Origin of the sequence: Bacillus silvicola, from assembly GCF_050524305.1 — a bacterium.
Lineage (GTDB): Bacteria > Bacillota > Bacilli > Bacillales > Bacillaceae_G > Bacillus_A > Bacillus_A cereus_AT.
This window is the reverse complement of sequence record NZ_JBNGVC010000002.1, coordinates 92,899-112,013: the sequence shown is the minus strand read 5'-3', so window position 1 is coordinate 112,013 and position 19,115 is coordinate 92,899. Positions and strand designations below refer to the sequence as shown.

Genomic DNA, 19,115 nt, shown 5'->3' with positions numbered 1-19,115 from the left:
AAGGTGATGCACCCATTCATAAAAGGCGTCTACGTTAATACATCTGACCTCTCCATTAAAGATTGGCCAGATGCTTACTACAGCTGTAACTTTGACCGATTAATGGAAGCAAAGACTAAATATGACCCGAAAAATGTTTTCAACTTCCCCCAAAGTATCCCTCCCTTTTAATAGTCAAAAATGAAAGTAATAGTTTATATTTCTAGCAAAAAATGAACGATTCTTTTGCATGATAGTGATTTGGTTTCGCTCCTCCCCCATCACCTTACATAAAGCAAGTGAACACGAAAGCCGGTGGAATATTCCAGTTTATTTTCTTCACCTCAATATTTACAAAAAATGAATGAAAAAATTGTTGTTTAAAGCGTGTATATTGGAAAGTAATAAATTTCCCTTCTTCTCCTAATACTTCTTTTGTTACCTGTAATATCTTTGTAGAGGTATCAAGGGATAAACTGGTAAATGGCAATCCTGAAATAATATAATCCACCTGGGTAATTTTATATTGTTGAACATACTTTTCCGTATATTCGGCAGAGTCATGAATAATGTACACATTTTCCATGTGTGAATATCGCTCTTGAAGTATACGGTAAAACTGTGCGTTATTCTCAATAATTAACAATACCGTTTCATTATGTTTATGTTTAACGAGCTGTTCCGTAAACACTCCAGTTCCTGGTCCATACTCAATAATGCATTTTGCTTGTTCAAAATTTATAGGGGCTACCATTTGTTTTGCAAGTTGCTTAGAACTTGACAATACCGCTCCTACAGTTCTTGGGTGCTTTATATATTCACTTAAAAAATGTAGTATATGCATAGTCTTCTTCCTCTTTCCTTGTAGGATACAAGGTATACTCTACTAAAAAAATATGAAAATATGATGAGAAATACATAAGATATTCTTAATGTCCACTAAATACAAAAAAACTTAACCGATTAGCCACTAACTTAGGATCTCAAATGAAGAGTGTCCATTTTGCTGTATTTTCTATGTCGCGAACAAAAAAGGGTATACTTATTTAACTGTATTTGTTAAATAAAAAAGTCACTTTAGAAATTTCTTTTTTTCATCCTATTTTAATGATTTTTTCATCGAAATTTCATCTGAATCTCATTCTTATTAGTTACACTCTGTATATAAATTGGCGTTGGCCATAAAAACTAGTAAGGAGGAATCTTACATGAAATCTTATGAGAAGGATCAGGATAAGAATAGAGAAAATCCATCCATTTCTGATGAAGTGACTTCCGTTTCATCACGAAGCTGGCAGATGCTGAGCAAAGTTCCAGAAGTCACCATTTTCTTCTGGATTATCAAAATCATGGCTACTACAGTGGGCGAAACAGGCGCGGACTTCTTAAATACAAACTTGAACTTTGGCTTGACTAAAACGACCTTTGTTATGAGTGCTCTCTTATTCATCACACTGTTCTTCCAGTTTAGGTTAAAGAAGTATGTTCCAGGGATTTACTGGCTCACAGTCTTGCTGATTAGTGTTGTTGGCACGCTGGTCACTGACAATCTTACGGACAACTTCGGGGTCGCTCTAGAGACGACCACTATCGTTTTCACACTTTTCCTACTGGCAACTTTTGCTGCTTGGTATGTGAGTGAGAAAACACTGTCCATTCACTCTATTTACACAACAAAGAGAGAAGTATTCTACTGGTTAGCTATCCTGTTCACCTTCGCCTTAGGTACTGCAGCTGGTGATCTCGTAGCAGAGAGTCTCAACTTAGGTTACTGGATTTCAGCGTTCATATTTGCCGCATTAATTGGGGCTGTAACCGTCGCTTACTACCGCTTCAAATTAAATGCAGTGTTGGCCTTTTGGATCGCTTATATTTTAACTCGGCCTTTCGGTGCCTCTTTTGGCGATTATTTATCACAGCCTCACGATTCTGGTGGTCTTGGTCTCGGTACAGTTGGAACAAGTGTACTCTTCCTCGCAATAATCTTGAGCTTAGTTATTTATTTGACCAAGAAGAAAAAAGACGTGAACCCGAGCCTTAATTAATATATATTTTGTCTAAACCTTAAAATAGGTGACATGATTTCCTAATCGTTATTACAAAATTTCAACCAAAAGAAAATTAAAAGGCAATACTACTTTAAACTAACAGTAGTATTGCCTTTATATAAAATAAATCATTATCCCCTTGTTTCGTCTACTATACTATGAATTAAAGAAATTAGAGCTTGTTTTGTTCCCTCATCTGTAACTTTTGCATCATCACTAAATTTAGTGCGTACAGACGGGATTAATAACGAGCCATTTCGAACGACAACTGTATCTAACATGCCTAGTGTAAGTAACAAAGATTCATGGGCTTTATCCCCTCCCGCAATTGACGGTGAAGCTGTTATGATAGCCACTGGTTTTTTATATAGTTCCGCTGAAGACACAAGCCATTCTAATGCATTTTTCAAAACTCCTGGTATACCTTTTGCATACTCCGGTGTACAAATAATCAGTGCATGTGATTCGCTTAATGCCTTTCGAAACTCTTGAACAACAACCGGTGCTCCCACTCGATCTACATCCGGATTAAAATGAGGAAGTTCCTCTATTCCTTTATATATAGTGTAATCTACTCCATCTGGAATAAATGCGGCTAAAGTTTTTAATATGTTTGTGTTGGATGATCCTTTCCTAATGCTGCCTGAAATCGCTATGATTTTTTTGTGTTTACTCATATGATCGTCCCCCCTACAAACATTATACTTATGCAGCCATTGAAAAAACAAAAATAATTAACTATTTAACAAGTTGTATATTCATTAATTTTGTTTACATAATAATATTATGCAATAAATCTATCCTTTTAACGAGATTGTACCTGTTTTCCTACTAACATACATACCAACTACATTACAAATATAGTGCCCCCTATTAGCATCAACGAGAAGGAATAGACCTTGTAAAAAAACATTTATAATTCCACTGATACGCAGAAAAAATAAAAAGAGAATAATTCAAAAATTCCCAATGAATCATTCTCTTTTTATTTTCATATTTTAACATGCTGGATATGCCTTAGAACCCAAATAACGTTCTTTTATAAGTTGACGATGATGAAGCTCATGACCAGCAATTATGTTTGCTAATGCAAGAACCGTGACTTCAGAATTGTTCGCAATTCCCCTTTGTAACCAAGCTTCTTTATCTAAACTTTTAAGCAAATGCATAGTAGATTGGCGAACAACTGTTAAATTCTCAAGAAGATCTTGCATAGATTGCTTATCAAAAGCTGCTCTAAGAACATACATATCATCGTTATATCCAGGAAGTTCTGCTGTCTCGCCTCTTGCTATGGAAAGCAATCGATACGCCATAATACGTTCAGTATCCGCAATATGACCGATTACTTCTTTTATACTCCATTTATTAGGAGCATATCTAAAATGTCCATCACTATCAGAAATATCCTTCAATAAAAGATTCGTTTCCTTCATTTGTTGCTCTAGAATATGTATGATATCTCCATCTGGTATTAAGTTTATGTACGTTGAATAATACGGGTTATATTCATTTGCTTCTGGTCTCTTTTGCATGCTTATCATCCTTTTTATTTTATCCTTATATACAACTTATCACAATTATTATCATATTAATCAAAAAATTTTAATTTTAAAACAAAAGTTCCCCATCCTATAGGATTACATTAACAAAGCGACTCATCCCCAAGCCCCCAACTAAACCATTTCCCATGCCCTTCCGTCTCCCCAACCGTTTCACAATATTCGTTTCCGTTAATATAATAATCAATATGAAGGTCCCGGTCCCACATGTTGTTATATAGGTGGAATACATCACGTTTTGCACCAATTTCTTTAATTTGTTTTTCTAGCGTATGTTTCACACCTTCTGGTATTTGATTCGCTACATGTGTATGGAAAATACAAATCACTGCATCTTCCCTTATTTGATCTACAATGGATGGTAGAAGCACTACACCATCTCCTTCAATTAATTGTACTGATTGTTCTTTTACAAGTTCTGCTGCTTGATCGAATAGTACCAGTCTTTTTTTATGTTCTGGCCAAATAAGCGCTCGTAACCATAAATAGTCTTCGTCATCATTTAAATCGTTCACGTGTAAATCTAGTCCGATTCTTTCTACGACAGGTGGACTTTGTTTTAGCAAATACGGCATATTATCCCCTCTTATTTCAGAGGTTAAATGAACATTCGATTGTGTATTTCCATACACTTCTTCCATTCCATATGAGTAACGATATTGATCCCAAAATAGTTGTAATCCAGAACTTGTACCAATTTCTATTAACGCTAACGGTTTGTTCACTTTATTAAATATGTAACAGAAACTTGGATACAAATAGGCACATCGTCTTACTTCATTCGTTTGAACGAGTTTCGTTTGTAATAAAGTAATTATTTCTTCACGATATACATGGCAAAAATCTTTAAATTGGTGAAAGGTATTTCCAAAATTTATATCAGCATCTTCAACTAAACTATAATAATACCTTTTTAAACCGTGTTCTTTTCCTTTTAACAATAAATAATGGACTGCACCTAATAATACGTTTGGGATTGGTTGACCAGGTTGTGCGTAGGAAGCTAACGTAAGAACTTCCTCATCTTCAGAAATTTTTATTGATAAATACTCGTATAAATCACTTGATCCTTTACATTCATTCTCAGAAAAATTCCGAAATAAGTTTGCGATTTGTTCTTTTGTAAGCATTGGTATCCCTCCTGTTTTATTTTCAGAATAATCTTATCATTAATTTGTTATTTACTCTATTTTTTCAAATTAAATGTAATTAAAAACAGATTCTTACAAATTCCCAAAGATTAAAACTTAAAAATAAAAGTATTAGTAAGTTTTTTTGAGATAACATCAAACTGGAATTCTTCTCCAAATTCCGCTTTACTACAATGCTTTTTACCCTTATGGCAGAAGAATTCTACAAAATAAAGCGTTAAATAGTTTAAAATTATCAGATAACACTAGATATTTTAGTCTATTAATTATTATAATAGAGTATGAGATGGTTATATAATTGAGACAAAAAAGGTAAATACCTAGGTGGGGCCTAGGTGGTGTTTTCTTTTTACGGCTTAGATATAAAAACACCTACTCTTTTTTGCCAATATAGGGGATGGAGAGATTATCATGAGCAACATGCAGCAAAAAACAGACGTTATCTTAATTGGCGCTGGAATTATGAGCGCAACGTTAGGATCATTACTTAAAGAATTGGCACCTGAATGGGAAATTAAAGTATTTGAAAAACTCACAAATGCCGGAGAAGAAAGTTCTAACGAATGGAATAATGCTGGTACAGGACATTCTGCGCTATGTGAGCTTAACTATACATCCGAAAAATCTGACGGGTCTATAGATATTGGTAAAGCTGTAAAAGTAAATGAGCAATTTCAACTTTCAAGACAATTTTGGGCGTATCTTGTTAAGAAAAACTTAATTCGTAATCCACAAGATTTTATTATGCCACTACCTCATATGAGTTTGGTGCAAGGAGAAAAAAATGTCGAGTTTCTAAAAAATCGTTTTGAAGCGCTTTCAAAAAACCCTCTATTCCAAGGAATGGAATTTTCTGATGCTCCTGATACATTAAAAAAATGGCTTCCACTTATTATGGAAGGTCGTAACTCTAATGAACTGATGGCTGCAACGAAAATTGATTCTGGAACAGATGTTAACTTCGGTGCGTTAACACGCATGTTGTTTGATTACTTAAAAACTAAAAATGTCGAGCTAAACTACAAACATAGTGTCGAAAATATTAAACGTACGAAGAACGGTTTGTGGGAAGTGAAAGTACATGATATGAATAGTGGTAAAATCGAACACCATACTGCAAAATTCGTCTTTATCGGCGGCGGTGGCGGTAGTCTACCTCTACTTCAGAAAACTGGTATTCCTGAATCAAAACATATTGGAGGATTCCCAGTAAGTGGACTATTTATGGTATGTAAAAACCAAAAAGTTGTAGAGCAGCACCATGCAAAAGTATACGGAAAAGCTAAAGTTGGTGCTCCACCAATGTCTGTACCTCACCTTGATACGAGATATATAGACAATAAAAAAGCTTTACTGTTTGGACCGTTCGCTGGATTCTCGCCTAAATTCTTAAAAACTGGTTCAAATCTTGACCTAATCGGTTCTGTAAAACCAAATAACGTCTTAACGATGTTAGCAGCTGGTGTAAAAGAAATGGGATTAACAAAATACTTAATCCAACAAGTTATGCTATCACATGAAAAGCGTATGGAAGAATTACGTGAGTTTATTCCGAACGCGAAAAGTGAAGATTGGGATATTGTAGTTGCTGGTCAACGTGTGCAAGTAATAAAAGATACTGATGCAGGTGGTAAAGGAACACTGCAATTTGGTACAGAAGTTGTTAGTGCCTCTGACGGATCAATCGCTGCGTTACTTGGCGCTTCTCCAGGTGCTTCTACTGCTGTTCACGTTATGCTTGAAGTATTAGAAAAATGCTTCCCAGGCCGCATGGTAGAATGGGAAGAAAAAATAAAAGAAATGATTCCTTCTTATGGCATTTCGCTAACTGAAAATCCAAGGTTGTTCCAAGATCTTCACGCTTCAACAGGACGCACACTTGGGTTAAATGAAAAAGAAGCTGTTCACAATTAACTGATAGATTAAAAAACGACATAATAAAAACGTCCGATATATTCGGACGTTTTTATTTTCTACTAGAAATTATACTTATCAATATTATCCTTTGTAAATACAACTCGTTCAGGTAATACGATAATACCATTTCCTTCTGCCTCGTAGTCATACCCTTGAATAGAGTTTGGTTCTACTTTCACTTTTCCGATTCCTTTTACTTCAAAGCTATCCCCTACTTTTAACTTCTTCCCTTTTACAACAATTTCATTTGCGACATACGTTGCGAGTGCACCTTGCTGTTTAACATCCCATAAACCAAATTGCTCTACTGTTCCTCGTTTTACATAATCACGCATAACGTTCGGCGTTGAAAACCCAGTTACGACTACATTTTTATCCATTTTCAAATTTTCAGCAGCTTGCGCCATCGCTGGAAGTGCCGTTGCATCTGGACATATTACTGCGTTAATATCCGGATACGTTTTTAAAATACTCTCCCCTACTGATAAAGATTTTTGTGCATTATTTTCACCATATTGCGTCGTTACAATTTCCCAGTTCGGGTATTTCTCTTTTATAATCTCTTTCGCCCTCGTTACCCATTGGTTTTGATCTGTTACAGTTGGGCTTGAATAAAAGAACGCGACCTTCCCTTTATCTCCAATTTGCTTAGATGTCATTTCTATTAATAAATTTGCAAGTTGATCTGGTGTACCTTGGCTAATATAAAACGAACGGTCTTTCGGATTCACGTCAGAATCCCACGTTAATACAGTCATCCCCTTTTTCTTTGCACGTTGCAGTGATTGCGAGAGACCATCAACTGACGTAGATGAAACCATAATTGCATCGTAGTTTTGATTAATAAAATTGTTTATATATTTTACTTGCCCTGATACACTCGCCTCAGATGGTCCATCATACTTCACTTGTACACCTAACTTATCCCCCATCTCTTTTGCACCTTCACCGCCTGATGTGAAGAAGCCCACTCCTGTTAATTTCGGAATGAACGCAAATTTCACATCGTCTGCTTTTTTCTTATCTGCCGTTTGGCTAGAGCAAGCGATTAAACCGATTAAACAAATACACATAATAATAACAATCCCTAGTTTTCTCATCATGACATTTCCCCCTTATGCAAATTCCGTCTTTTCCCCGCTAAGAATTGATGTAATTTGAAATGTCTCATAATAACTGAAAGAATAAGGATAATACCAATTACTACATTGGATTGTTCATTCGTTAAGCCAGTCATTTGCAAACCGTACTGCATAAGTCCTATAAAAATACTCGCTAGTACTGTCCCAATAATACTCCCTTTTCCGCCCGTAATAAGTGTTCCCCCTAAAACAACTGCCGTAATAACTGGCAAAATCGTTTCACTCCCAATATCAGCACGAGCAGAACCGAAATACGCTGTTAAGAAAGCTCCTCCTAATCCACCTCCTAACCCAGAAAGTACATATGCAATAATCACTACTTTCTTCGTTCGAATCCCGGAGTATTTCGCCGTACTTTCATTTGCACCAGTTAGTTTTGCGTGACGACCGTATGTTGTATGGTGAAACAATATCGTAAATACTATCGTTAAAATGACAAGGAGCCATAATAAATTAGGTATACCGATAAAACTACCATTTGCCAGTTGCACATACGAATCTGGTAAACCACTAATTCCTTCATAGCCCGCTGCCCCCGAACCACCTGAAATAACAAGGGCGATTCCTGCATATAAAAACATCGTTCCAAGTGTAACTACAAGAGGTTCTACATCTGTCATTTTTATAATAAGTCCATTTAATCCGCCGGCTATACAACTTACTACAAGCGCAATGATAACTGCCAACAGTATTGGCATGCCATTCATCCAAAGTACGCCGATAAGAATCGAAGTAAGCCCCATAATAGATCCTACTGATACATCAATTCCACCAGTTACAATGACAAATGTCATCGGAATAGCCGCAATTGAAATAATGAGGAAATCGTTCATACTAAAAAGGAGGTTACTAATGTTTAAGAAATCACTATTTATGAAACTAAAGAAAATGAATTCTACGAGAAGCAATAAGAGAAGAACCCCTTCCCATCTATACAAACTACGTATTACCCTCATAGATTCACCTTCCTTTCTTCTAATTGCCGGAGTTTCTTCCATTTTTTTAAGACACTATCTAATATAATGATGAGTAAAAGTAAAAATCCTGAAATTGCACTATTCCAAAATGCAGGTATTTTTAAAAAGACGAGTGAACTGCTTATCACTTCTAAAAAGAATGCACCTAATGCCGCTCCAAATATAGAACCTGTTCCTCCTTTTAAATGAATACCACCTAAAACAGCAGCGGCGATCACTTGCAATTCTATCCCTGTACCTGTTTGATTTGGAACGAACCCAATGTTCATTACGAATATGCATCCAGCGAGCCCAGCGCTTATGCCTGATATGATAAACGCGTATATTTTCACTTTATCTACATGTATTCCAATAAGCCTTGCACCATCTTCATTATCACCTACCGCATAAAAATATCTTCCAATTTGTACTTTCATTAAAAAGAAATATAGTAGTGGCAATATGATAAGAACGGTCCATACGGTTACCGGAATACCGAGCATCATAATAGAAGAAATTTGTTTATACTCATTCGGAATATCTTCAATCCACTTTCCGCCCGTAAATATTAACATTGCACCTCTAATAATCCCAAGCATTCCTAATGTCATAATGATAGCTGGCACTCGAAATTTCGTAACGCCAATTCCGTTTACCATACCAATAAGAGCACCAAGTATAATTGCTGCAAATATTGAAATAAAGGCACTGTATCCATCTGTTAACAACATCCCGCAAACCGCAGCGCTTAAGCCCATAATAGATCCTACTGATACATCTATATTTTTCGTAAATAATACGAAAGATTGACCAATTGCCAAAACAACTAAAATAACGCTTGATTTCAGCATTAAAGATAATGAGCTAAACTGAATAAAACTAGGATTCATTATTCCAACGAAGGCTATATAAAGAATTAATAAAATAATAATAGACGTCTCATGCATTTTAAATACACGTTTCACTCCGTTACACCTCCCTTTCCTCCGTACGCAAGGCGTGTAACTTCATTAATACAAATTTCCTTCTTCTCTAAATGAGCGACGAATTCTCCGTTTCTCATCACATATACCCGATTCGCTAATTGAACAATCTCTTCTACATCTGAAGAAATTAATATTATCGCAAGTCCCTCTCTCTTCAAACTTCGTATCGTTTCGTATACTTCTAGTCTTGCTTTCGCATCAATACCGCGGGTCGGTTCATCAAGAATAATCACTTTCGGATTACACGCAAGATATTTCGCTAGCACGACCTTCTGTTGGTTCCCACCTGATAAAGAGGTCATCTCTTCATTCATATGCGGGACAACAATTCGAAACTGTCTTATATACAGTTCTGATAAAGCGCTTTCTTTTTTGTTATTTAAAAAGAAGCTACTCATACCGTTTAAAGATGCAGATGTTATATTTTCCTTAACAGACGCAATTGAAAATATGCCATTCCCTGCCCGGTCCTCCGGCACATACACCATCCCTTCTTTTATTCTCTTATGTACCGAATACTTCGTAATGGATTTCCCCTCTAATAAGACGGAACCTGATTTCAAAGGTATTAATCCAAATATTGATTCAGCTAATTCCGTCCTACCTGATCCGACGATACCTGCAATCCCAATAACTTCTCCAGCATGTACAGTTAGTGATACATTTTGAAACACGTAACTAGACGCATTCGTGACATCTAATATTATTTCCGAAGGCTCTATTTCTTCATGCACGATTTCTTTCTTCTCCTCAAGTCTAGAACCTTTCGGCAATAACCCCTCCATTAGCAAGTCATATGTATAACTCGAAACATTCCCCTGACTAACAATCATACCATCACGCAAAATCGCTACTTTATTTGCAATTTCAAAGATTTCTGGAAAACGATGTGTAATGTATATCATGCCAATTCCTTTTTCTCTTAAGCTTTTTATCAACACAAAAAGACTCTTAATTTCGTGAGTTGTTAATGTCGATGTTGGCTCATCTAAAATAAGAATCTCAGCTTCCCTTATTAATCCTTTCAATATTTCTACCAATTGTTGCTGGGCAATAGATAACGATAACCCTAGATCATGAAGTTGAATGTTCCACCCTAATTCTTCTAGCAACTTATTAATTTTATTTCGCAGTTTTTTCTTGTTCGCTTTCATTCCGATACAAATGTTCTCTTCAATTGTCATATGAGGAAAAATGAGCGGCTCTTGAGGAATTAAATAAATACCACGCTGATGTGCTTCTGCTGTGTTTGAAAACTTTTGTACTTGCCCTTTCACAAACATATTACCAGAATCGTATGAATACAAACCTGTTAATATTTTCATTAACGTTGATTTCCCGGCACCATTCCCTCCAACTAAAGCGTATATATCTCCGCGCTCTAATTGTAAATTGACTTCTTTTAATACGAGTTGATTTGAAAAAGATTTACTCATTTTTGTAACTTGTAATAAGGGCACGTTCTCCACATGATGTCACCTACCTTTATCCCGCATTAACTGGCAGTAAAACTCCCACCTAAAAATTCGGCTTGGGCAAAGAAGTTAGGTATGAGATAAACTGCCAGTAAATGCCCGATTGGTGAAGACTAATAATCAGTGGGGGATGAACAAAACCCCCACTGATTATTAGTCTTCACTTTATCCATAACATTTTTTGAGAAAATGATTTTTTGTTCTACTTGTTTTGTAGCATTGTATATTCCTTTTTTCATATCTAGAACACTTTTTTCACCGGACTATTTATCGCTTCAACTGGAATAATCAAAATATCGAACACATATGTTTAAGCAGTGGTCAATTGTTGAAAGGGATGAAGAGTATGTCACAGCTCAACTTTGAAGACAATTTGTTAACAAAAGTAGCTTGGTACTATTATAAAGATCAATTAACCCAGCAAGAAATTGCTTCACTTCTTCACATTTCAAGAAATAAAGTCGTTCGGTTGTTAGATAAAGCGCGCACGGAAGGCGTAGTTACATTCCACGTTAAAGGTTCTGGCTTACACTGTTTAAGTATTGAACGTGACCTAATAAAAAAATTCTATCTAAAAGATGCTTTCGTTATTCCAACGCCAACAGAAGATTATGCATATTCACTCGGAAAAGCTGCCGCACAATATTTAGAAACTCAATTGCAACAGGGGGATTTACTTGGGATTGGCTGGGGAGAGACGATAAGCAAAATGTTAGAAAATATTCATTTTGATAGCTCTATGAATCTCTCAATCGTTACTCTTACAGGAGGCGTAAATCACTATATTCCAAGAATTCAAAGCTATTTAAACTACATGCAAGGCGACCTTCATATTATTCCTACCCCTTTTCTTACATCTACAAACGAAATGACGCAAATTATTCTATCAGAACCGAGCGTGAAAGATATGCTTCACGTCGCTTCACTCGCTCATACAGCAGTAGTTGGCATTGGAAGCTTATCTCAAGATGCCACTATTGTGAAAGAAGAAAAATTAACGCTACATGAAATGACATATATACGTAGTCAGGACGGGGCCGGAGATATTTTAGGCCAATTTTACAATACTGCCGGAAAACAATTAGAACTTCCTCATCATAATCGTCTTATTGGCACACCACTCTCTGTTCTTAAAAATATGAAGCATGTCGTTGGTGTAGCTGGCGGTATAGAAAAGATAGATGCAATATACGGCGCCTTAAAAGGAAAATTCATTCATACATTAATTACCGATGAAGAAACTGCCCTCTCCTTATTAAGAAAGGAAGGTGAATCTTAATGTCTACTCTATTAGCTTACGATGCTGGTACAGGGAGCATTCGAGCAGTTCTTTTTGATTTAAACGGTAATCAACTTGCTGTTAGTCAAAAAGAATGGATTCATAAGTCAGATAGTCGTTACCCTGGTTCTATGAATTTTGATGTGAAAGAAAACTGGAAACTCGTTCAAGAGTGTACGAAAGATGTTCTGCAAAAAAGTAATACATCCCCCTCTTCTATTAAAGGTATTAGTGCAACGAGTATGCGTGAGGGCTTTGTTTTATACGATAAAAACGGGCAAGAAATATGGGCTTGTGCAAATGTTGATGGACGCGCATCAGCGGAAGTTAGTGAATTAAAACAAATTCGTTCCGAAATTGAAGTGGATTTATATAAAAAATCCGGTCAAACTTTTTCATTAGGTGCTTTACCTCGCTTGCTTTGGATAAAAAAGCATGAGCCAGATGTATACAGAAACATTCACTCCTTTACGATGTTAAACGATTGGATTTTATATAAATTGTGCTGTAATTTACAAATCGATCCTTCAAACGGATGCACATCAGGTATATTCGATTTACAAAATAGAATGTGGGATAACTCGGTTGCTGAGCAATGCGGTCTTGCTCTAGCCTTTGCTCCAAAAGTAAATGAAGCTGGTACAGTTATCGGGAATATCACAAAACGCAGTGCTGAATTAACAGGATTACATGAAGGAATTCCTGTCGTTGCTGGCGGTGGTGATGCTCAAATGGCTTCACTCGGAACTGGAGTCGTTAAGCCAAATCAAACATTAATATGCGGAGGTAGCTTTTGGCAGCAAGAAGTAAATATAACAAAACCAGAAACTGATCCAAATGCGGCACTTCGCGTAAATTGCCATGTCGTTCCTAACCTTTGGCAATATGAAACGATCGCCTTTTTTCCAGGTCTCGTTATGCGCTGGTTTCGAGATGCTTTTTGCCAAGAAGAAAAGAAACTTGCTGAAAAACTCGGTATAGATGCTTATGAATTATTAGAAGAACAAGCTTACGAAGTACCTGTAGGCTCACATGGGATTATCCCCACTTTTTCAAACGTCATGAACTACATTTCTTGGCGGCATGCCGCACCTTCTTTTTTAAATTTAAGCTTAGATGCTGACAAATGCGGTAAGAAAGAAATGTTCCGGGCGATTGAAGAGAATGCCGCCTTCGTTACACTTGGCAATTTAAAACTAATTGAAAATCTCACAGGTACGTTCCCTTCCGAAGTCGTTTTTGCTGGCGGTGCTGCTAAAGGAAAACTATGGCCACAAATTCTTTCAGACGTACTCGGAATTCCTGTGAAAGTACCAGTTGTGAAAGAAGCAGCAGCTTTAGGAACTGCAATTACTGCTGGGATTGGTGCTGGCATATATTCATCTATGGCAGAGACTGCCGAACAGTTTGTACAGTGGGAAAAAACATTTGAGCCAGTCACTGAAAATCATGAACTATATAAGGAATTCTATGAAACATGGAAAACTGTGTATAACAGTCAGCTCGCTTTAGCCGATAAAGGGCTCACCTCACATATGTGGATTGCACCCGGTGCTCTGTAACACATTACATAAAGGAGTGAAATGTATGTTAAAAGCGAATGAAAATGACTTCTCCTATCGCTTCGGTGATAACGGCCCGAAATATTTAATACAAGGTCCGAATATTGATCTTGGGCTTGTCGTTATTCAGCCTGGGCAAGAGTTTCAAAATCATTATCATACAACGTGCGAAGAAGTCTTCTATGCGTTAGAAGGCGAAATAGATTTCTATGTAAATAACGAAAGAGTTCCAATCAAACAAGGTGATGTCTTGCAAGTTCGCCCTCATGAATCTCACTATCTTATTAACCATTCTGACAAACCTTTTAAAGCTGTTTTTATAAAATCACCACATTTACCCAATAAAGATACAGTACAAACTGAAAATCCAACATTAACGAAGGAGTGATTCCTAATGACTTGGGGATTTAAAAATCGATTAAACACAATTTTACCTGATGGCAGAGCAGTTATGTTAGCGATAGATCACGGCTACTTTTTAGGACCAATTCATGGACTAGAACAACCGTTAGAAACAGTTAAAAACTTGCTTCCTTATACAGACTCCCTCTTTTTAACACGAGGTGTACTCAGCTCCTGTATACCTGAAAACTGCAACACACCGATGGTTATGCGTGTATCAGGCGGGGCAACCGTTGTCGGTAAAGATTTAGCTAATGAAACAATTGTTACACCTGTGAAAGAAGCAGTAAAACAAAACGCAATTGGCGTCGGAGTTTCTGTCTTTGTAGGATCAGACTATGAAACACAAACCGTTTCAAATCTCGCAAATGTAGTATCTGAGGCTCATGATTACGGCCTGCCAGTACTCGGTATTACCGCCGTTGCGAAAGAACTACAAAAACGTGAAGCTCGCTTTCTAGCACTCGCCTCCCGCGTATGTGTTGAAATGGGAGCTGACATTATTAAAACGTACTACTGCGAAGGATTCGAAAAAATAACGAGCACATGCCCTGCCCCAGTCGTCATCGCCGGCGGACCGAAACTAGATTCAATCGAAGACGCATTAAACATTACGTATAATGCACTGCAAGAAGGCGCAATTGGCGTAGATATGGGCCGAAACATATGGCAATCTGAACACCCAGCTGCGATGATACAAGCGATACATGGTATTGTGAAAAACGGGTTGAGTGTGAAAGAGGCCTTGGAATTGTATAATGATGTGAAAAATTAAAATAAAAATGACAGACTATGTAATACAGTAGTCTGTCATTTTTTGTTAAACTATTAGAAAAGGAGGAATGATTATGCACCACATGTCTTTTGAACGCCCTACTGATCATTACGATGAACACTTATCTTCTATTGATGAAAAAATTTGTTCTTTATTAAAAGAACGAAAAGAGCTTTCGAATGGAAATCCTGGTTTTCCGCCCGATGAAGCAATTTATAATTGGGCAAAGCAATATGGATTTTATCCAGACTATTTAAATTCATTATTCTCTTCCATGATGGACGAAGAAGAATTTAAACCTCGGGTTGAGCCGGCTAAGTTTAAAAAACATATACCCGTTTTAAAAACTTATGAACGTCATGAAACAGTATATACTGTAACCTTTATTCGTCAATATTCTAATGCTAGTATAATTTATTTATATAAAGAATGGGATTCAAAAAACAAAAAACTTAATGAGAAAAATGCACACAGCCTTATTGAATTATCTATAAAAGATACATACGATTGCTGGGCAGAAGGATGGACTGGAACAGAAGGACATGTAAGCTACCAATTTATTGTATCTCCTGCTCTTCCTGATACTTTGTCTGGAATAAGCTTACGATTTAAAGACCGAAGTATGCCGTTTATGAAAGATCCAGCTGTGCTTGAATTTGAAATTCGGTTAGATTAATAAATAAAGAAGCTGTCCCATAAGTCGAATTTCTGACTAAGTGACGCTTCTATTTTGCTTTCGTGTTCCATTATAAAAGTGTTCTAAATGGAAATAAGCCCCTTCCACACTGGGTAAGGGGCTATATATACACCTTCAAACAATTACTCTTGATGAATGCTATTTAGTTTTGAAACTTTCTTACCTTCTCTATAATCAAGACAAGAAACTTCAATTAATAAGCCATTAAATACTGAAAAATAAAAACCATAACTACTACCTCTCATTGCATACGGTTCCTTGTCTATTTCAATGCCACCAGCTACTAAACGATTATATGCATGATCAACTTCACTTGAAGTATCCACTAAAAAACCAATATGAAAAGCTTCCGGATACATAACTTCCTTATTCCCCTTAAATGCTTTTGGATCGCTTAGCACAAGTATAAATCCACTCTCATCACTCATCACTACTAGTGCCTTTCCCTTTTGCTCCAAAAATTGAAAATCAAAAAATGTTTCAAAGAAATGTCTCGCTTCTGATAAATCATCAACACATAGATTCATATGATTTAACTTCATTTACTCATCTCCTTTTAAGCAGAGGATATATATACTCATATTGATAACACTTACATATGTAAAGAAAGATATACCGTCTAAGACTTTTTTATAGTCTTATGCTTTTTCCTATAGCTTAGAACGTTTTTCGAAAGGAATGCAATCATATGAACAATTCGACATGGAGTATCGATTTACCTATATAAGTTGACAAGTTTTATAGCCTTATTATTTATTCTCCAAATTAAGTAAAATCCACTCAATCAAGAAAATTGCTGAAGAAATCCGCTCTGTCGTATCCCCTAAGAACACTTTATTAAGGAACTCATCAAAATTAGTCGGTCTAATAGGTAATGCTTGAATATACCTTAAAACAGATCCAGCTGGAGGGGCTGGCTTATTATTAATAGCCCATATTCCCTCTAGCAATGTCCACATTGATGTATGAACTATATATGAAGCTTTTAACTCATCATTTACTTTCAAAGCAGACCGAATTTTTATTAGCGAACTATGCAACCAATGAGAAATGCCTTTTACTTTATCACTAGAAACACGGTAGTTTTCGATTTCATTTTTAGCTATTTCCTTTAACTTTTTCAACTCACCGCTTTTATCAATTAAAATTTCCCCTTCTAAAAAAGAGTATAACTCCATTGGATTATTTTTAAAGTTTACTTGTATTTGATTAAAATCTGCATACTTATATTCAATTAAAATACCTTCTCTCATTTCTGAATGAAAATCCTTCTTTTGTCCATTCTCTAAAAGAACATATAAGTCTAAATCGGATTCGGGATATGCGTCACCTCTTGCGATAGATCCGATGATCATTAATCCATTTACCTTATACATATATAAACTTTCATTTAATATTGTTTGTAACAATTTTTTATGTTTTTTATATGTAATGAATGAAAGGTTTTCTTTCATTTACATCCCCCCAGTACTAAAAAAGAGGATACATGTTAGCTTCTACAACATGTATCCTCTGCTTATATTATTACGACTTCTGATAAGCCGATTTCGATGATTTTACATAATAAACTGCGTGATCAACGTTAATAATATGATCTGGTTTTGGTTTACCACGACTCGCTCTATGTCCAGCTAAATGTTCTTCACTCGTTTCCCAGTTTTTCCATGCTTCTTCAGATTCCCAGCGAATCATAACTACAACTTCTTCATCTCCTCGTCTTACTTTTTTCACTAGCACACTTAAGTCGATGAATCCTTCAAATTTTTCAATAATTCCTTCTCCAGTGAAATGCTGCACTACTATATCAGATGTACCTTCTTTTACTGTAAATGTCTTAGTTTCGATAAACATATATCCCACTCCCTCTTTGTAATACGAATACTAGTATTCTTCCATTATAATTGATTATGATAATTATTTTCAATTATAAAGTTTTAAATTTTTAGAATTATGCTGACTTCTCCTCAATCGACTCATCCAAAAATTTAAAATACGGAAGCAATATCCCTATTAAAGAAGTGACACATATAATCGCACCGATGATAAAGTATAATACTCTTACTCCCCACATTTCACTCAGTATTCCGCCTAGAAACACACCTAATGGCATAGCGGATCGTATGAAAAATAGTCGCACTGAAAATACTTTTCCTATCATATTGCTTTGGACTGTTTGTTGGCATATCGTCGTGTTATGAACATTGAAAAATGCAATACAAATACCTGCAATTACTTCAATTAACACCGCAATTACTATACTATGATTGAACCCTAGAGAAATGTATGTGAGCCCTCCTATAAACAATCCTCCAAGCATAAGTATACGCCGGCTTTTATATGTTACTTTTCCGACTAATATTGATCCAACTACATAGCCAAGTGGGAAACCTGCCATGAAGTATCCGTACTCCGCATATCCTGCTGACAACTCATCTTTTATATAAGGCAGATTTGTAACCATCGTTACTCCTACTCCAAATTGAACGAAAGTAAGAAATACACCGAGCCAAACAATTACTGGTTTCGTGAAGAAGTATGTAAAACCGTGAAGAAATTGCTCTAGCCACGTTTTTCGAAGTTTTTGCTTTATTCTCTTTTCTTTTATGAAAAGTAACAATCCTCCACTAATGAATAGACAAACGCACACAAAAAATAGTGTAAGCTTCATTCCAATAAAATTAATGACGATACCACCTAATACTGGCGCAAGAAACATCATGAGACGAGTCATCCCGTCTATATACGCGTTTGCGCCTTGAAGCTGCCCTTTACTTACAATGCTCGGTGTAATGGCTTGACTTGCAGGTGTATAAAGCGGTGTAATGAGCCCGATTATTATTTGAACGACATACACGTGCCAAACTTCTATATTACCAATAACTAACATCATTAAAGGTAGTAAGAAAACAGATGCCCGCGTCCATTGTGAAAAAATCATAATCCACTTTCGGCTCCATTTATCAATAAATGGTCCACTTATTAGTTGCAGTATGAGAGACGGGATAAAATATAATAACCACATACTGCTTAATGCTGTTTTTGATCCTGTTAACTCATATACAAGAATTGAATTACATAACGTCCCGAAAGCCCCGCCCAATTCTGAAATCGCGCTACCAATCCACATAAAAAAGAATGAACGATTTTTCAATACATTTTCCAATATAACGCACCAACTTTTCTA

Annotated in this window: 19 protein-coding genes and 1 pseudogene; 8 read left to right on the top strand and 12 right to left on the bottom strand. The window is 36.2% G+C overall.

The window, feature by feature from the left end; genetic code table 11:
- Positions 1-6: 6 nt before the first annotated feature.
- A pseudogene (locus tag ACP6L7_RS07530) lies at positions 7-171 on the top strand (BBE domain-containing protein); the annotation flags it as partial.
- 94 nt (positions 172-265) lie between these two features.
- Here ACP6L7_RS07530 and ACP6L7_RS07525 read toward each other — a convergent pair.
- Positions 266-823 carry a class I SAM-dependent methyltransferase gene (locus tag ACP6L7_RS07525; protein WP_097830419.1) on the bottom strand — a complete coding sequence of 186 codons (558 nt, stop codon included), beginning with the start codon at positions 821-823 and terminating at the stop codon, positions 266-268.
- A 364-nt stretch (positions 824-1,187) separates the two neighbouring features.
- Here ACP6L7_RS07525 and ACP6L7_RS07520 point away from each other — a divergent pair, with 364 nt between their 5' ends.
- Positions 1,188-2,024 carry a COG4705 family protein gene (locus ACP6L7_RS07520; protein WP_097830418.1) on the top strand — a complete coding sequence of 279 codons (837 nt, stop codon included), beginning with the start codon at positions 1,188-1,190 and terminating at the stop codon, positions 2,022-2,024.
- Positions 2,025-2,158: 134 nt separating this feature from the next.
- Here ACP6L7_RS07520 and ACP6L7_RS07515 read toward each other — a convergent pair whose 3' ends face one another.
- The 3 genes from ACP6L7_RS07515 to ACP6L7_RS07505 form a co-directional block, all read right to left on the bottom strand.
- Positions 2,159-2,704 carry an NADPH-dependent FMN reductase gene (locus ACP6L7_RS07515; protein ID WP_097830417.1) on the bottom strand — a complete coding sequence of 182 codons (546 nt, stop codon included), beginning with the start codon at positions 2,702-2,704 and terminating at the stop codon, positions 2,159-2,161.
- A gap of 321 nt (positions 2,705-3,025) precedes the next feature.
- Positions 3,026-3,562, bottom strand: a complete 537-nt coding sequence (locus tag ACP6L7_RS07510) for a DinB family protein (protein ID WP_097830416.1) — start codon at positions 3,560-3,562, stop codon at positions 3,026-3,028.
- 110 nt (positions 3,563-3,672) lie between these two features.
- Positions 3,673-4,719 carry a DUF2332 domain-containing protein gene (locus ACP6L7_RS07505; RefSeq protein ID WP_097830415.1) on the bottom strand — a complete coding sequence of 349 codons (1,047 nt, stop codon included), beginning with the start codon at positions 4,717-4,719 and terminating at the stop codon, positions 3,673-3,675.
- A 432-nt stretch (positions 4,720-5,151) separates the two neighbouring features.
- Here ACP6L7_RS07505 and ACP6L7_RS07500 point away from each other — a divergent pair, with 432 nt between their 5' ends.
- Positions 5,152-6,654, top strand: a complete 1,503-nt coding sequence (locus ACP6L7_RS07500) for a malate:quinone oxidoreductase (protein WP_097830414.1) — start codon at positions 5,152-5,154, stop codon at positions 6,652-6,654.
- 62 nt (positions 6,655-6,716) lie between these two features.
- Here ACP6L7_RS07500 and lsrB read toward each other — a convergent pair whose 3' ends face one another.
- Genes lsrB through ACP6L7_RS07480 form a run of 4 tightly spaced genes read right to left on the bottom strand, consistent with a single transcriptional unit; the run spans position 6,717 to position 11,210 of the window.
- Positions 6,717-7,760 carry an autoinducer 2 ABC transporter substrate-binding protein LsrB gene (gene lsrB, locus ACP6L7_RS07495; RefSeq protein WP_097830413.1) on the bottom strand — a complete coding sequence of 348 codons (1,044 nt, stop codon included), beginning with the start codon at positions 7,758-7,760 and terminating at the stop codon, positions 6,717-6,719.
- Positions 7,757-8,755, bottom strand: a complete 999-nt coding sequence (locus tag ACP6L7_RS07490; protein ID WP_141533506.1) for an ABC transporter permease — start codon at positions 8,753-8,755, stop codon at positions 7,757-7,759. Before ACP6L7_RS07490 ends, lsrB begins: the two co-directional genes overlap by 4 nt.
- Positions 8,752-9,720: an ABC transporter permease subunit gene (locus tag ACP6L7_RS07485; protein ID WP_097830411.1), complete on the bottom strand. Its 969-nt coding sequence runs from the start codon at positions 9,718-9,720 to the stop codon at positions 8,752-8,754. The genes ACP6L7_RS07490 and ACP6L7_RS07485 overlap by 4 nt, the downstream gene beginning before the upstream one ends.
- A complete protein-coding gene (locus ACP6L7_RS07480) occupies positions 9,717-11,210 on the bottom strand; it encodes a sugar ABC transporter ATP-binding protein (RefSeq protein ID WP_141533505.1) in 1,494 nt (497 codons plus the stop codon). The genes ACP6L7_RS07485 and ACP6L7_RS07480 overlap by 4 nt, the downstream gene beginning before the upstream one ends.
- A 352-nt stretch (positions 11,211-11,562) precedes the next feature.
- On the opposite strand from ACP6L7_RS07480, the gene ACP6L7_RS07475 reads away from it, so the two are divergent.
- From ACP6L7_RS07475 to ACP6L7_RS07455, 5 genes are all read left to right on the top strand, one after another.
- Complete coding sequence (locus tag ACP6L7_RS07475) at positions 11,563-12,495, top strand: sugar-binding transcriptional regulator (RefSeq protein WP_097830410.1); 933 nt, start codon at positions 11,563-11,565, stop codon at positions 12,493-12,495.
- The gene (lsrK, locus tag ACP6L7_RS07470; protein ID WP_430529014.1) at positions 12,495-14,057 is read left to right on the top strand and encodes an autoinducer-2 kinase; all 1,563 of its coding nucleotides are present in this window, start codon (positions 12,495-12,497) and stop codon (positions 14,055-14,057) included. The genes ACP6L7_RS07475 and lsrK overlap by 1 nt, the downstream gene beginning before the upstream one ends.
- A gap of 25 nt (positions 14,058-14,082) precedes the next feature.
- Complete coding sequence (locus ACP6L7_RS07465) at positions 14,083-14,445, top strand: cupin domain-containing protein (RefSeq protein WP_000909986.1); 363 nt, start codon at positions 14,083-14,085, stop codon at positions 14,443-14,445.
- Positions 14,446-14,451: 6 nt separating this feature from the next.
- Positions 14,452-15,234, top strand: a complete 783-nt coding sequence (lsrF, locus tag ACP6L7_RS07460; protein ID WP_097830408.1) for a 3-hydroxy-5-phosphonooxypentane-2,4-dione thiolase — start codon at positions 14,452-14,454, stop codon at positions 15,232-15,234.
- 73 nt (positions 15,235-15,307) lie between these two features.
- Entirely contained in the window at positions 15,308-15,910 is a 603-nt protein-coding gene (locus tag ACP6L7_RS07455) for a chorismate mutase (RefSeq protein WP_170961040.1), read from the top strand.
- Between the two features lie 143 nt (positions 15,911-16,053).
- On the opposite strand, the gene ACP6L7_RS07450 is transcribed toward ACP6L7_RS07455, so the two are convergent.
- The 4 genes from ACP6L7_RS07450 to ACP6L7_RS07435 all read right to left on the bottom strand — a co-directional run bounded on the left by ACP6L7_RS07450 (position 16,054) and on the right by ACP6L7_RS07435 (position 19,094).
- Entirely contained in the window at positions 16,054-16,473 is a 420-nt protein-coding gene (locus tag ACP6L7_RS07450) for a VOC family protein (RefSeq protein WP_097830406.1), read from the bottom strand.
- Positions 16,474-16,680: 207 nt separating this feature from the next.
- Positions 16,681-17,385, bottom strand: coding sequence for a nucleotidyltransferase domain-containing protein (locus ACP6L7_RS07445; protein WP_097830405.1), 705 nt, complete (start codon positions 17,383-17,385; stop codon positions 16,681-16,683).
- A gap of 70 nt (positions 17,386-17,455) precedes the next feature.
- The gene (gene hmoA, locus ACP6L7_RS07440; protein ID WP_097830404.1) at positions 17,456-17,782 is read right to left on the bottom strand and encodes a heme-degrading monooxygenase HmoA; all 327 of its coding nucleotides are present in this window, start codon (positions 17,780-17,782) and stop codon (positions 17,456-17,458) included.
- A 97-nt stretch (positions 17,783-17,879) separates the two neighbouring features.
- A complete protein-coding gene (locus ACP6L7_RS07435) occupies positions 17,880-19,094 on the bottom strand; it encodes an MFS transporter (protein ID WP_097830403.1) in 1,215 nt (404 codons plus the stop codon).
- Positions 19,095-19,115 lie beyond the last annotated feature (21 nt).

What these genes read in the sequence shown, in the direction of transcription:
- ACP6L7_RS07475 (WP_097830410.1), top strand. Translation starts at nt 11,563, where the DNA reads ATGTCACAGCTCAACTTTGAAGACAATTTGTTAACAAAAGTAGCTTGG.
- ACP6L7_RS07465 (WP_000909986.1), top strand. Translation starts at nt 14,083, where the DNA reads ATGTTAAAAGCGAATGAAAATGACTTCTCCTATCGCTTCGGTGATAAC.
- ACP6L7_RS07515 (WP_097830417.1), bottom strand. Translation starts at nt 2,704, where the DNA reads ATGAGTAAACACAAAAAAATCATAGCGATTTCAGGCAGCATTAGGAAA.
- ACP6L7_RS07455 (WP_170961040.1), top strand. Translation starts at nt 15,308, where the DNA reads ATGCACCACATGTCTTTTGAACGCCCTACTGATCATTACGATGAACAC.
- lsrB (WP_097830413.1), bottom strand. Translation starts at nt 7,760, where the DNA reads ATGATGAGAAAACTAGGGATTGTTATTATTATGTGTATTTGTTTAATC.
- ACP6L7_RS07520 (WP_097830418.1), top strand. Translation starts at nt 1,188, where the DNA reads ATGAAATCTTATGAGAAGGATCAGGATAAGAATAGAGAAAATCCATCC.
- ACP6L7_RS07445 (WP_097830405.1), bottom strand. Translation starts at nt 17,385, where the DNA reads ATGAAAGAAAACCTTTCATTCATTACATATAAAAAACATAAAAAATTG.
- lsrK (WP_430529014.1), top strand. Translation starts at nt 12,495, where the DNA reads ATGTCTACTCTATTAGCTTACGATGCTGGTACAGGGAGCATTCGAGCA.
- ACP6L7_RS07510 (WP_097830416.1), bottom strand. Translation starts at nt 3,562, where the DNA reads ATGCAAAAGAGACCAGAAGCAAATGAATATAACCCGTATTATTCAACG.
- ACP6L7_RS07450 (WP_097830406.1), bottom strand. Translation starts at nt 16,473, where the DNA reads ATGAAGTTAAATCATATGAATCTATGTGTTGATGATTTATCAGAAGCG.
- ACP6L7_RS07505 (WP_097830415.1), bottom strand. Translation starts at nt 4,719, where the DNA reads ATGCTTACAAAAGAACAAATCGCAAACTTATTTCGGAATTTTTCTGAG.
- hmoA (WP_097830404.1), bottom strand. Translation starts at nt 17,782, where the DNA reads ATGTTTATCGAAACTAAGACATTTACAGTAAAAGAAGGTACATCTGAT.
- ACP6L7_RS07525 (WP_097830419.1), bottom strand. Translation starts at nt 823, where the DNA reads ATGCATATACTACATTTTTTAAGTGAATATATAAAGCACCCAAGAACT.
- ACP6L7_RS07500 (WP_097830414.1), top strand. Translation starts at nt 5,152, where the DNA reads ATGAGCAACATGCAGCAAAAAACAGACGTTATCTTAATTGGCGCTGGA.
- ACP6L7_RS07490 (WP_141533506.1), bottom strand. Translation starts at nt 8,755, where the DNA reads ATGAGGGTAATACGTAGTTTGTATAGATGGGAAGGGGTTCTTCTCTTA.
- lsrF (WP_097830408.1), top strand. Translation starts at nt 14,452, where the DNA reads ATGACTTGGGGATTTAAAAATCGATTAAACACAATTTTACCTGATGGC.